General features: G+C 75.0%; 12 protein-coding genes. 6 read left to right on the top strand and 6 right to left on the bottom strand.

Annotation, left to right across the window (positions count from 1 at the left end; all coding sequences use genetic code 11):
* Positions 1-109: 109 nt before the first annotated feature.
* Complete coding sequence (locus CK505_RS08805) at positions 110-796, bottom strand: metal-dependent transcriptional regulator (RefSeq protein ID WP_095650836.1); 687 nt, start codon at positions 794-796, stop codon at positions 110-112.
* Positions 797-1030: 234 nt separating this feature from the next.
* On the opposite strand from CK505_RS08805, the gene serC reads away from it, so the two are divergent.
* Positions 1031-2170, top strand: coding sequence for a phosphoserine transaminase (serC, locus tag CK505_RS08800; RefSeq protein ID WP_017832739.1), 1140 nt, complete (start codon positions 1031-1033; stop codon positions 2168-2170).
* On the opposite strand, the gene CK505_RS08795 is transcribed toward serC, so the two are convergent.
* The 3 genes from CK505_RS08795 to CK505_RS08785 form a co-directional block, all read right to left on the bottom strand.
* Complete coding sequence (locus CK505_RS08795) at positions 2167-3387, bottom strand: MFS transporter (RefSeq protein ID WP_017832740.1); 1221 nt, start codon at positions 3385-3387, stop codon at positions 2167-2169. The genes serC and CK505_RS08795 overlap by 4 nt on opposite strands.
* Positions 3388-3440: 53 nt before the next feature.
* Positions 3441-3998, bottom strand: a complete 558-nt coding sequence (locus CK505_RS08790) for a DUF3027 domain-containing protein (RefSeq protein WP_017832741.1) — start codon at positions 3996-3998, stop codon at positions 3441-3443.
* Positions 3999-4079: 81 nt separating this feature from the next.
* A complete protein-coding gene (locus tag CK505_RS08785; RefSeq protein ID WP_017832742.1) occupies positions 4080-4463 on the bottom strand; it encodes a cold-shock protein in 384 nt (127 codons plus the stop codon).
* 154 nt (positions 4464-4617) lie between these two features.
* On the opposite strand from CK505_RS08785, the gene CK505_RS08780 reads away from it, so the two are divergent.
* From CK505_RS08780 to CK505_RS08760, 5 genes are read left to right on the top strand one after another with little or no spacing between them, the layout of a single operon-like run.
* Positions 4618-4869: a hypothetical protein gene (locus tag CK505_RS08780; protein WP_081615734.1), complete on the top strand. Its 252-nt coding sequence runs from the start codon at positions 4618-4620 to the stop codon at positions 4867-4869.
* A 3-nt stretch (positions 4870-4872) separates the two neighbouring features.
* On the top strand, positions 4873-6999 hold the full coding sequence (locus tag CK505_RS08775; protein WP_095650835.1) for a helicase-associated domain-containing protein: 2127 nt from the start codon (positions 4873-4875) through the stop codon (positions 6997-6999).
* A complete protein-coding gene (locus CK505_RS08770) occupies positions 6987-8663 on the top strand; it encodes a DNA repair helicase XPB (protein WP_017832744.1) in 1677 nt (558 codons plus the stop codon). The genes CK505_RS08775 and CK505_RS08770 overlap by 13 nt, the downstream gene beginning before the upstream one ends.
* A gap of 36 nt (positions 8664-8699) precedes the next feature.
* A complete protein-coding gene (locus CK505_RS08765) occupies positions 8700-9422 on the top strand; it encodes a response regulator transcription factor (protein ID WP_017832745.1) in 723 nt (240 codons plus the stop codon).
* Between the two features lie 12 nt (positions 9423-9434).
* Complete coding sequence (locus tag CK505_RS08760; RefSeq protein ID WP_017832746.1) at positions 9435-10901, top strand: cell wall metabolism sensor histidine kinase WalK; 1467 nt, start codon at positions 9435-9437, stop codon at positions 10899-10901.
* 9 nt (positions 10902-10910) lie between these two features.
* Here CK505_RS08760 and CK505_RS08755 read toward each other — a convergent pair whose 3' ends face one another.
* Positions 10911-11933, bottom strand: a complete 1023-nt coding sequence (locus tag CK505_RS08755) for an RNase H family protein (protein WP_095650834.1) — start codon at positions 11931-11933, stop codon at positions 10911-10913.
* A gap of 60 nt (positions 11934-11993) precedes the next feature.
* Complete coding sequence (locus tag CK505_RS08750) at positions 11994-12701, bottom strand: MgtC/SapB family protein (RefSeq protein ID WP_232035338.1); 708 nt, start codon at positions 12699-12701, stop codon at positions 11994-11996.
* Positions 12702-12800 lie beyond the last annotated feature (99 nt).

Here is a 12800-nt window from a genome sequence, read left to right as displayed (position 1 = left end):
GCCGCGCCTCCGGGGTCCGGCTCGGGCCGGACTGGCCGAAAGTGGCTTGTGAACGTCCCCACACCCGGGAAGAACCGTTCGCCGCCCCGCTCCGGGAGACGGCGGCGCCTCAGGGAGCGAGGACGCGGATGGCCGCGGCGGTGCGCAGGTCGATCTCCGCGGACCGCCCCGTGGCCGCCACCTCGATGCGCACGATCTGACCGTCCACCCGGGCCGTGACCTCCGCCCCGGTGAGCACTCCCACGTCGCTCAGCACGCCCAGGAGGTCCGCGTCCGCCTGGACCACCTCCGGCAGCAGCGCCACGGTGTGCGCCCCGTCCGGGTCGTGGCGGGCGGCGTCGAGCAGGGAGGGGTGCGCCGCTGCGGGGCTCTCCTCGACCCCGAGGGCGGCCAGACCGGGGATCGGCGTGCCGTACGGCGAGTACCGGGGGCTGTGCAGCAGGTCCACGAGCCGCCGCTCGACCTGCTCGCTCATCACGTGCTCCCACCGGCACGCCTCGTCGTGCACCTGGGCGAGGTCCAGGCCGATGACGTCGGCGAGCAGCCGCTCCGCCAGCCGGTGCTTGCGCATCACCTGCACCGCACGCTCACGGCCGGCAGGGGTGAGCAGCAGCGACCGGTCCTGGCCCACCGTCAGCAGCCCGTCCCGCTCCATCCTGGACACCGTCTGCGAGACCGTGGGCCCGGAGTGGTCGAGGCGCTCGACGATCCGTGCCCGCATCGGCGTGATCCCCTCCTCCTCGAGCTCGAGGACGGTCCGCAGGTACATCTCCGTGGTGTCGATCAGGTCGCTCATGCCTCAGTCATCCTTCGTCCGGCCGTCCCGGCCCGGGGATCCCGCCCGGTCCGGTCTTCCCGCACGAGCTTAGTGCGCGAGCCCTCCGGCCGCCCGGAGGGAGGAGGCGCCCGCGGGGCCCGCCGTCCGCGGGTGGGGCAGAATGGGCCGAGTCGCGAACGGCGCGAGCGGCCTCCGCGGCGGCCGTGCCCGTCGCGCACCACCCGCCGCACGTCACCCACGAGGGAGCGCCCGTTGCCCGCACACGTCACCATCCCCCAGCACCTGCTGCCCGCCGACGGCCGCTTCGGCGCCGGCCCCTCCAAGATCCGTCCGGCACAGGTCGAGGCCGTGTCGCGCGCCGGGGCCGGCCTGCTCGGCACTTCCCACCGCCAGGCGCCGGTGCAGGAGCTCGTGGGCTCGGTGCGGGAGGGCCTCGCGCAGTTCCTCGGCCTGCCCTCCGGCCACGAGGTGCTCCTGGGCCTGGGCGGGGCCACCGCGTTCTGGGACGCCGCCGCGTTCGGGCTGGTCGAGCGGAGGGCCCAGCACCTGGTGTTCGGGGAGTTCGGCGCGAAGTTCGCCCAGGCCACCGACGGCGCACCGTTCCTGGAGCCCTCCTCGATCGTGGAGTCCGCCCCCGGCACCCGCCCGGACGCCCGGGCGGAGGAGGGCGTGGACGTCTACGCGTGGCCCCAGAACGAGACCTCCACCGGTGTCGCCGCGCCCGTGCACCGGCCCTCCGGGATCGCGGACGACGCGCTGGTGCTGGTGGACGCGACCTCGGCCGCCGGGGGGATGGCCGCGGAGGTGGCCGCGGCGGACGTCTACTACTTCTCCCCGCAGAAGAACTTCGGCTCGGACGGCGGACTGTGGCTGGGCGCGTTCTCCCCCGCGGCGATCGAGCGGATCGAGCGGATCGGCGCCTCCGGGCGGTGGATCCCCGACTTCCTGCAGCTGACCACGGCGCTGGAGAACTCCCGGAAGAACCAGACCTACAACACCCCGGCCCTGGCCACGCTGGTGATGCTCGACGAGCAGGTCCGCTGGCTCAACGACCAGGGCGGCATGACCTGGGCCGCGGCCCGCACGAAGGCCTCCTCGGACCTGGTCTACGGGTGGGCCGAGGCCTCGTCCTTCGCGTCCCCGTTCGTGGCCCGCCCCGAGGACCGCTCCACCGTGATCACCACCGTGGACTTCGACGCCGCCGTGGACGCGGCCGCCGTCGCGGCGGTCCTGCGCGCCCACGGCGTGGTCGACGTCGAGCCCTACCGCAAGCTGGGGCGCAACCAGCTGCGGATCGCCACGTTCGTCTCCATCGAGCCCGACGACGTCGCCCGGCTGCTGGCCTGCGTGGACCACGTCGTCGAGCAGCTCCGCGGAGGAGCCGGGCGCTAGCCGGAGTTCTCGGGCGCGGAGCGCTCCGCGCGCAGCCGCAGCCAGACGACGAAGCCCACCAGGGCCCCGCCGAGTCCCGCCGCCACGGCGACCCCCATGCCCCAGCGCGCCCCGAGGGCGTCGGTGATCCAGCCGACGACCGGCGCCCCGATCGGGGTGCCGCCCATGAAGATGGCCATGTAGAGGCTCATGACGCGTCCGCGCATCACCGGCGAGGTGGTGGACTGCACGTACGCGTTGGCGGTGGTCATGATGGTCAGGGAGGACAGCCCGCAGGGGACCAGCCACAGCGCGAACAGCGGCAGGGTGGGCGCCGTCGCCGCGCCCAGGCAACTGAGGGCGAAGACGGCGCTGCCCCCGTAGACGTAGCGCAGCCGGGCGCTGCGGCGCCGGGCCGAGAGCAGGGCCCCGGCCACCGTGCCGACCGCGAGCACCGAGTTGAGCAGCCCGAAGGTCTCCGAGCCCCGGCCGAACTCGGGTCCGGCCATGGCGGCCAGGAAGACCGCGAAGTTCAGCCCGAAGGTGCCGATGAGGAAGATGGTGACCAGCACCGCCACGATGTCGGGGCGGCCGGCCACATAGGCCAGCCCCTCCCGGATCTGGCCCCGCCCCCGGCCGGAGCGCGGCATCCCGCGCAGCTCGTCGGCGCGGATCGCCAGGACGGCGGCGAGCATCGCGCCGAAGGTCAGCGTGTTGAGGAGGAACACCCAGCCCGAGCCGATGGCGGCCACGAGCACGCCGGCCACGGCGGGCCCGATCATCCGTGCGGCGTTGAACGAGGTCGCGTTCAGGGCCACGGCGTTGGAGAGGTATGCGTCGTCGACCATCTCCGAGACGAAGGTCTGGCGCACGGGGGCGTCGAGGGTGGAGACGACGCCCAGGGCGAGGGCGAAGCCGTAGACGTGCCACAGGGTGGCCGCGTCGGCCAGGACCAGCGCCCCCAGGCCGGCCGCCAGCACCGCCATGGCCGTCTGGGTCCACAGCAGCAGGCGCCGCCGGTCGAGCCGGTCCGCGAGCACGCCGGCCCAGGGCGCGAGGAAGAGCTGGGGCAGGAACTGCAGGGCCGTCACCACGCCCATGGCGGTGGCGTCGTGGTCCGAGAGCTCGTCGAAGACCAGCCACGACTGGGCCGTGCGCTGCATCCACGTGCCGATGTTGGACACGAGCGCGCCCAGGAACCACAGCCGGTAGTTGCGGAACCGGAAGGACCGGAACATCCCGCGCGCGGGCTCCGGGGCCTCGTCCGTCCTCGCGGTCCCCGGCGGGACGGTCAGAGCTCCTCGCCCTCCTGCGGCGGGACCGGCGTGTCCTCGGCCCGGTCACCGGACGCCGGCTCGCCGTCGGGGGCGCCGCCGGAGCCCTCGGGCCCGCCGGCCGCCGCGGTCTCCCCGGCCTCGTCCTCGGCCCGGTCCTGCTCCTCCTGGGCCTTCTCCTCGGCGCTGACGCGGGCGGACCACGGGACCCACTCGGGCGCCAGCAGGGCATCCTCCCCCGGCAGCAGGCCGACCTCGCAGACCGTCACCGCCTTGCTGCGCGGGGCGCGGGCCAGGCTCGCGAACCAGTTCCAGCCCCGGTACCCGGGCAGGGTGCACTCGAAGTGGTGGACGACCAGCCGGTCCTCCTCCACCGTCACCCGGTGACCGCCGCCGATCTGCGAGGGCTCCGCGATCTGCTCCACCCCGGCGCGAGCCGTGGCGACGTCGGCCACGAGCAGGGGGTCCTGCTTCGGGGCCCGGCGACGGCGGGGCGCCGCCGCCACCGGTGCCGCCTGCTCGGGCGCCGGCGGCACGGCCTCGGCGGGCGCGTCCTGGACGGTCTCCTCGGTCACTGCTGGTCTCCCTCGGGTGGGTGCCGGCGGGGGCCGGCGGGTGGTTGCTCGGGATCGGTGGACGGCAACGGCGCGGCGGCCTCAGACGTCCAGGTTGTCGGCCACCGTGCGCAGGATGGCGGCGATCTTCTTCCCGTGCGCGGAGTCCGGGTAGCGGCCCCGGTGCAGCCCGTTGGACATCTCGTCCAGGAGCTTGATGAGGTCCTCGGTGATGACCGCCATCTCGTCGGCGGGCTTGCGGACGTTCTTCGCGACCGACGGGGTCCGGTCGAGGATCCGGACGGAGAGCGCCTGCGCGCCGCGCCGACCCTGGGCCACCCCGAACTCCATCCGCGTGCCCGGCTTCACCGTGGTGGCACCGGAGGGCAGCGCCGAGGAGGGCAGGAACACTTCCTGGCCGTCGTCGGCCGCCAGGAAGCCGAAGCCCTTCTTCGCATCGAACCACTTGACCTTGCCGGTGGGCACGCTGTCTCCCTCGTCCTCGTGTTCGTGGAGGGGCGGCCCGTCGGTCCCTGCCGCCGAGCCACCCTGTGGAACCTCCCATTCTAGCCCTGCTCCGGGGGCGGGGACCGCCGGGGCGCGGTCAGCGGCACACCGTTGCGCTCGGTACCCTGGAGCCATGCCTGTCTCCGACGACCGTGCGCCCGCGCCCCGCACTGCCCGACGCCCCGGGATCGACGTCCTCGGCGTCTCCGCGGTGGTGCTCGGCCTGGTGTGCGCCGTGTGCCTCGCCCTGCTGCTCGTGCTCACGGCCGTCGGAGCGGACCCCTGGGACGGGCTCACGGTGGTGCCGTGGTTCGCGTTCCCGGTGGCCTTCCTGCTGTTCTGCGCGGTCCTCGTGCGCTCCCTGCTGCGCCGCCGCCGGGCCTGATCCGTGCTCCCGGACGGGCTGCTCCGGGATCTCGCGTCCCGCTCCCCCGCCGAGCTGGGCGAGCTGCTCGCGGCCCGGCCCGACGCCGCGCGCCCGGGCACGGAGTCCCTCGAGGACCTCGCCGAGGCCCTGCTGTCCCGGGCGGGGCTGCGCCGGGCCCTCGACGCCCTCTCCCGGCCCGAGCTGGACGCCGTCGAGCGCGCCGTGCTGCTGGGCCCGCCGGAGGATCCCGCCGCGCGGCTGCTGGCCGGCCCGCCCTGGGACCGGCTGCACCGTCTGGGCCTGGTCCACCGGGACGACGACGCGCTCCGGCTCGTGCCCGGCCTGGCGGAGGCCCTCGGCCGCTATCCGGCGGGCCTGGGCCGTCCGCGGCCGGTGCTCGCCGCCCTCGCCGCCCGGCTGCGCGGCGGGGCGCCGGACGCGGCGGGGGCCGCGGCCCTGCCGCGCACCGCCGAGGACCTCGCGCAGTGGCCCGCCCCCGCGCGGGAGGTCCTCGAACGGTTCCGCTCCCGTCCCGTGGGTGCTCTGCCGGACGCCCTGCGCCGTGTCGACCCGGCCGTCGACGCCGGCGCCCGGCCCGTCGACTGGCTCCTGGCCCACGGCATCCTCCTCCCCGTGGACTCCCGCCACGTGGAGCTCCCGAGGGAGGTCGGGCTGCTCCTGCGCGGGCCCGACCCATGGGCCGCGACCTCCCCGGAGCCGCCGGTCGGGCCGGCCCTCCGGGTGCCCGACCGGCTGCGGGACAACGCCGCCGCGGCGGCGGTCGAGCAGCTGCTGCGCCGGACCGCGGCCCTGCGCGCCGAGCTGCGGGCCCGCCCGCTGACCACCCTGCGGGCGGGCGGGATCGGCGTGCGCGAGCTGCGCCGGCTGCGCTCCGCCCTCGGGATCGAGCACTCCGAGCTCGTCCGGCTCCTCGGTCTGGGCGAACTGGCCGGGCTCGTGCGGCTGGACCCGGACACCTCGGCCTGGCGTCCCGCGCCGGCGCCCTTCGAGGACGCCGAGCGCGCCGGCCAGTGGTGGCACGTGGTCCGGTCGTGGCTGGCCTCCGACGTCGTCCCCTCCGCGGTGGGCCTGCCCCTCGCGGACGGCACGGTCGTCGGGGTCCTCACCCGCGGCACCCACGCCCCGGAGGCCCCGGTGGTGCGCCGGGCGCTGCTGGCCGCCCACGCCGAGCTCGCCGAGCGGGCGCCGGGGGGCCACGGCCCCGAGGACGTGCTGGCGCTCGCCCGCTGGCGGCGCCCGCGCCTGGCCCGCGCCCTGGACCGGTGGGGCCCGGGGATGCTGACGGAGGCCGCCGAACTCGGCCTGGTGGGCGCCGACGCCCTGACCGAGCCCGGCCGGGCGCTCGCGGAGGACCGGCCCGAGGACGCCGTCCGCTCCGTGGCCGGGTGGCTGCCCGCGCCCTCGCGGACGGTGCTGCTGCAGAGCGACCTCACGGCGACGGCCACGGGCCACCTCGCCCCGGACGTGGCGCGCGCCCTCGACCGGCTCGCGGAGCCGGAGGGCCACGGGCCGGTCCCGCGGCACCGCTTCAGCGAGCGCTCCCTGCACCGGGCGCTCGACGCCGGCTGGACCCCGCCCTCGATCCTGGCCTGGCTCGAGGAGCACGGCCGGGGCCCGGTGCCCCAGGCCCTGGCCTACCTGGTCGAGGAGGCCGGCCGGGGCCACGGGCGGATCCGGATCACCCGGGCGGACTGGGTGCTCACCGGCGAGGAGGAGCTGCTGGAGGCGCTCGCCGGCTCCCCGGACCTCGCGGGGCGGCGGCTGCGCCGGCCCGCCCCCGGCGTGCTCGTGGTCGACGCCGGGGAGGAGGCCCCCGGCCGGCGCCGGGGACCCGCCGGCCGGGAGAGCGGGCTCCGGGAGCTCGCGGCGGCCGTCCGGGCCACCGGCACGGAGCCGGCCCTCGACGTCGCCCCCGCGGAGTCCGCGCCGCAGGCCCCCGCCGCGGACCCGACCCTGCTGCTCGAGGTGCCCACCCCGCGCCTGCCCGTCCCCTCCGCGGAGGAGATCGAGGACCTGGTGGACCGGCTCACCGGCCGGGACCGCGCGCGGCGCCCGCCGGACGACCCGGCCGAGGACCTGATCGACGACCCGACCGACAGCGGAGGAGCCACCCCGTGGGACCCCTGATCGTCCAGAGCGACCGGACCGTGCTGCTCGAGCTCGACCACGAGGACGCCGACGACGCCCGGCGGGAGCTCGCGGCCTTCGCGGAGCTCGAGCGCGCCCCGGAGCACGTGCACACCTACCGCATCACCCCGCTGGGCCTGTGGAACGCCCGGGCCGCCGGGCTGGACGCCGAGCAGGTGCTCGACGTCCTCCTCACCCGCTCCCGCTTCCCGGTCCCCCACGCCCTGCTCCTGGACATCGACGAGACGATGTCCCGCTACGGCCGCCTGGTGCTCGAGCAGGACCCGGTGCACGGGCTCGTGCTGCGCTGCCACGACGCCCCCGTCCTGGAGGAGATCGCCCGGCACCGGAAGATCGCCCCGCTGCTCGGTCCCCGCATCGACGGCGCCACCACGGTGGTGCACGCGAGCGCCCGCGGCCAGCTCAAGCAGCTGCTGCTCACCGTGGGGTGGCCGGCGGAGGACCGGGCCGGCTACGTGGACGGCACGCCCCACCCCGTCGCCCTGACGGAGACGGACCCCGTGACGGGCGAGGCCTGGGCCCTGCGCCCCTACCAGCGCCACGCGGTGGAGAACTTCTGGGCGGGCGGCAGCGGCGTCGTCGTCCTGCCGTGCGGCGCCGGCAAGACGCTGGTGGGTGCCGGGGTGATGGCCGCGAGCTCGACGACGACGCTCGTCCTGGTCACGAGCACGGTCTCGGCGCGGCAGTGGAAGGCCGAGCTGCTGCGCCGGACCACCCTGACGGAGGACGAGATCGGCGAGTACTCCGGAGCCGTCAAGGAGGTCCGTCCGGTGACGATCGCCACCTACCAGGTGCTGACGGCGCGCCGCGGCGGGATCCACCCGCACCTCGAGCTGCTCGACGGGCACGACTGGGGGCTGATCGTCTACGACGAGGTGCACCTGCTGCCCGCCCCCGTGTTCCGGATGACCGCCGAGCTGCAGGCGCGGCGCCGGCTGGGCCTGACGGCCACCCTGGTGCGCGAGGACCACCGCGAGGGCGAGGTGTTCTCCCTCATCGGCCCGAAGCGCTACGACGCGCCGTGGCGGGAGATCGAGGCCCAGGGCCACATCGCCCCCGCCGACTGCGTCGAGGTCCGGGTGGAGCTGCCCCTCGCGGACCGGATGGCCTACGCCTCCGCGGAGGACGCCGACCGGCACCGCCTCGCCTCGTCCTCCGCGCACAAGCTCGACGTCGTGGCCCGGCTCGTGGCCCGCCACCGCGGGGAGCCGGTGCTCGTGATCGGGCAGTTCCTGGACCAGCTCGACGAGCTGGGCGCGCTGCTGGCCGCCCCGGTGCTCAACGGCAGCACCGGCACGGCCCGGCGGGAGAAGCTCTTCGCCGCGTTCCGGGCCGGGGAGCTGCCGGTGCTCGTGGTCTCCAAGGTCGCGAACTTCTCGGTGGACCTGCCGGAGGCCTCGGTCGCGGTGCAGGTCTCGGGGGCCTTCGGCTCCCGCCAGGAGGAGGCGCAGCGCCTGGGCCGACTGCTGCGGCCCAAGCACGACGGCCGCCCGGCGACCTTCTACACCGTGGTGGCCCGCGACACCGTGGACGCCGACTACGCGGCCCGGCGCCGCCGCTTCCTCGCGGAGCAGGGCTACGCCTACCGGATCGTCGACGCCGCCGCCGTCGAGGCCCCCGGCGAACTCCCCGAGGACCGGTGAGCGCCGTTCAGGCGGCGTTCAGGGTGTTCCGAGAAAATGGGCGGCGTGAAGAACGACAACCCCGAAGCGAAACTGCTCGTCGTCGACGACGAGCCCAACATCCTCGAGCTGCTGGCCACGTCCCTGCGCTTCGCCGGCTTCGAGGTGGTCACCGCCGCCAACGGCCGTGACGCCCTGGCCAAGGCGGAGTCCGAGAACCCGGACCTCGCGGTGCTCGACGTCATGCTCCCGGACATGGACGGCTTCACCGTGACCCGCAAGCTGCGCGCGTCCGGGCAGCACTTCCCCATCCTCTTCCTCACGGCGAAGGACGAGACCGAGGACAAGGTCACCGGTCTGACCGTGGGCGGCGACGACTACGTCACCAAGCCCTTCAGCCTCGACGAGGTCGTCGCCCGCATCCGCGCGGTCCTGCGCCGCACGCAGCCCGCCGAGGAGGACGACTCCCGGCTGCGCGTGGACGACCTGGTCCTCGACGACGACGCGCACGAGGTGTTCCGGGGAGAGCGGGAGATCGACCTGTCCCCCACCGAGTTCAAGCTGCTGCGCTACCTCATGCTCAACCCGAACCGCGTGCTGTCCAAGGCGCAGATCCTCGACCACGTGTGGGAGTACGACTTCAACGGGGACGCCTCGATCGTGGAGTCCTACATCTCCTACCTGCGCCGGAAGATCGACAACGACCCCGAGCTGCCCCCGCTGATCCACACCAAGCGCGGCGTCGGCTACCTCCTGCGCTCCCAGCACAAGAACCACTGACCCGGCCCCGGGATGCACACCCTGTCCTCCCGGTGGCGCTCGGCATCGCTGCGCTCGCAGCTCATGGTGCTCACGGGCCTGCTCCTGGCGCTGTCCATCCTGGTGACGAGCTTCGTGGCGATCTCGGTGCTGCGCACCTCGCTCCTGAACGACATCGACCGCGGGCTGCGGGACTCCGTCCGGCCGGTCTCCACCGTGCTGGTCGCCGACATGGGCGGGGCGCAGGGCGTCCAGGTGCCGCACGCCGGGTTCCTGCTCGACGCCGACGGCGAGACCCTCGCCGAGGCGGTGCACACCCCGGAGGGCGTGCTCGAGCGGCGGCCGGACCTGTCGCAGGTCGACCTCGAGCACGTGCGGGAGAACCCCTTCGAGCCGACGACCGTGGGCTCCGTGGACGCCCCGGACCGCCGGTGGCGGGTGGTCGCGGCCGAGACGGAACGGCTGAACCTCGTGGTGGCGGTCGCCGAGCCGCTCGACGACATGAACGCGATGCTCAGCGCGGTGACCCTCCTGACGCTGAGCTTCGGGGTGGCGACCCTGTTCGCGGCCATGGCGGTCGGCTGGATCCTGGTCACCCGGGCGTTCGCGCCCCTGCACCGGGTGGAGCAGACCGCCGCCCGGATCGCCGAGGGCGACCTCTCCCAGCGCATGGAGGGCTACAACCGGCAGACCGAGATCGGCCAGCTCTCGGCGTCGCTCAACGCGATGCTCGGCCACATCGAGGACGCCTTCGACGCCCGCACGCGGTCCGAGACCAAGCTCCGGCGGTTCGTGGCCGACGCCTCCCACGAGCTGCGCACGCCCCTGGTGACCATCCGGGGCTACTCGGAGCTCTACCGGCACGGCGCCCTGCAGGAGCCCGAGGACGTGGCCGGGGCGATGTCCCGGATCGAGTCGGAGGCGAAGCGGATGACGCAGCTCGTGGAGGACCTGCTGATGCTCGCGCGCCTCGACGAGCGGCGGCCCGCGGAGAACGTCGACGTGGACCTGCTCCACCTCGCGTTCGACGCGGCAGGGGACGCCCGCGCCTCCGCCCCCGACCGGCGGATCGAGGTCGGCGGCCTGGGGGGCGGGGGCCCGGTCTCGGCATGGGTGCACGGCGACGAGTTCCGGCTGCGCCAGGTCGTGGCGAACCTCGTGACCAACGCCCTGCGCTACACCCCGGAGGGCACGCCGATCGAGATCGCGGTGGGCGTGGAGCGCTCGGTCGACGACTCCTTCAACGCCGTCCTGCAGGTGCGCGACCACGGCCCGGGCATCCAGGGCGAGGACGCGGAGCGCGTCTTCGAGCGCTTCTACCGGGCCGACTCCTCCCGCACGCGCGAGACCGGCGGGACGGGGCTGGGGCTGTCCATCGTGGCCGCGATCGTCCAGCAGCACGACGGCACGGTGCGGCTCACCGAGACCCCCGGCGGCGGGGCGACGATGACCGTGCGCGTGCCGGGCATCGAGCCCGCCGACGACGCCCCGGAGGTGTGAGCGGGCCCGTCAGGACTCGTCGGTGCCCTGGTGGAAGCGCAGCTGCCAGGGCCCCAGCTCGTTGCGGGAGTCCTCCCGGACCCACAGGGAGCTGCGCAGGCTCGTGCGGTCCCCCGCCGTGAGCCGGTAGACAAGGTGCACGGCCGCGGGGCCGAGCTCGGTGGCCTCCAGCACGTGCACGTCCACCGCGCCGAGCCCGGGTTCGCGGGGCAGCCGGTCGAGGACGTCCGCCCGGGAGCGCCACGACCCCGAGGCACCGACCTCGGCGAAGGCCTCGTGCAGCAGCTGGCCCAGCCGGCCCGGGTCCGCCCTGACCTCCGGGCGGAGCAGGTCCCGCTCGAGTTCCTGGACGGTCTCCCCCGCCGTGCGGCCGCGGGCGAGCTCCTCCTCGTGGGCGAGCAGCTCGCTCAGCAGATCGGGGTCGTGCCGGTCCTCGAACGCGCCGGGATCCGTGTCCTCCCCCGGCCCTGGGGCCTCCACCAGCGGCGCGGCGTCCACCGGCTCCGGGGCGTCCAGCAGCTCCCGGGCCGAGGTCCGGGTGCCCGCTCCGTCCGGGTGCCGGGCGGCGCCGTCGAACCCGGGTCCCTCGGGCGCGGGGCGACCGGTCTGGAACGCGGTGGCCACGGCCCGGGCACGGACGTCGGCGGCCTCGTTGAGCTCGTGGCCGGCGTGGCCCTTGACCCACTCGAAGCGCACGTCGCGGCCCGCCATCGCGGCGTCCAGGGCCTTCATGAGCTCCACGTTGAGGACGGGCTTGCCGTCCCTCTTCTTCCAGCCCTTCTTCTTCCAGCCGGGCATCCACTTCGTGATCGAGTTGATGACGTACTGGCTGTCGCACAGCACCCGCAGGGGCTCGTCGGGGCGGTGGGCCGTGGCCTCGAGCAGGTCCAGGACGGCCTTGAGCTCGCCCATGTTGTTGGTGCCGTGCGGCCACCCGCCGGCCCGCCAGGTGTTGTCGTCGATGTACCAGGCCCATCCCGCGGGACCGGGATTGCCCAGCGCGGAGCCGTCGGCGGCAGCAGTGATCGTCATGGCACTCATCTTTTCACGGCGCCCGGACGCCGTGCGCCACGGGTCCTGTGCGCCCCCGGCTCAGTCGCCGGGCTCCTGATCGAGCTGCTGCTGGGCGACGTCGCGCACCCCGGCGACCCTCGACAGCTGCACGGCCGCCGTGCGCAGGTCCGTCTTGCCCTCGAGCCGCAGGAGCAGCTCCACCTCGGTGCCCTCGGACCCCTCGACCGTCCGGCTCGAGACCACGGAGGCGCTCAGCTGCAGCTCGTCGACCACCGTCAGGACCTCCCGCAGCACGCCGTGCCCGTCCTCGTAGCGCAGCCGGAGTCCCTGCGGGGCCACCATCCCGGGCAGGCGGCGGGAGAGCGGGGTCAGCAGGATCGCGGAGACGAAGTGCAGGCCCGTGGCGACGACGGCGAGCGGCACGAGCCCGGCCCCGCAGGCCATCCCGATGGCCGCGGAGAGCCAGATGCTCGCGGCCGTCGTCAGGCCGTGCACCACGTCCCGGTTCGTGAAGATCACGCCCGCGCCCAGGAAGCCGATGCCCGTGATGATCTGGGCCGCCACGCGGGAGGGGTCGGGACCGGCGTCGATGCCGGGCAGGACACCGAAGCCGTAGGCGGACACGAGGGTGAACACCGCCGACCCGGTGCCGACCAGGGCGTGCGTGCGCAGTCCGGCGCTCTTGCGCCGCAGCCGCCGTTCGAGGCCCACCAGCGAGGTGAGCCCGAAGGCGATCAGCACGAGCGAGACCTGGACGGGGACCGCGTCCCACACGACGACGTCCACGGCACCTCCTCCGGCAGCTGGTGCTCACGATTGAACACCACTTCCGGCCCTGCGGCACCAGGTGCGGGACGACGACGGGCCGGGCACCTCCGCGAGGTG

It is taken from the genome of Kocuria sp. WN036 (assembly GCF_002287015.1).
Taxonomy (GTDB): domain Bacteria; phylum Actinomycetota; class Actinomycetes; order Actinomycetales; family Micrococcaceae; genus Kocuria; species Kocuria rosea.
Note: the sequence above shows the minus strand (reverse complement) of the source record. Positions and strands in the feature narration are given on the sequence as shown.

Bases quoted from the DNA above. Each gene is read 5' to 3' on its own strand.
- CK505_RS08795 (WP_017832740.1), bottom strand. From the start codon at position 3,387: ATGTTCCGGTCCTTCCGGTTCCGCAACTACCGGCTGTGGTTCCTGGGC.
- CK505_RS08765 (WP_017832745.1), top strand. From the start codon at position 8,700: ATGGGCGGCGTGAAGAACGACAACCCCGAAGCGAAACTGCTCGTCGTC.
- CK505_RS08755 (WP_095650834.1), bottom strand. From the start codon at position 11,933: ATGACGATCACTGCTGCCGCCGACGGCTCCGCGCTGGGCAATCCCGGT.
- CK505_RS08805 (WP_095650836.1), bottom strand. From the start codon at position 796: ATGAGCGACCTGATCGACACCACGGAGATGTACCTGCGGACCGTCCTC.
- CK505_RS08780 (WP_081615734.1), top strand. From the start codon at position 4,618: ATGCCTGTCTCCGACGACCGTGCGCCCGCGCCCCGCACTGCCCGACGC.
- CK505_RS08760 (WP_017832746.1), top strand. From the start codon at position 9,435: ATGCACACCCTGTCCTCCCGGTGGCGCTCGGCATCGCTGCGCTCGCAG.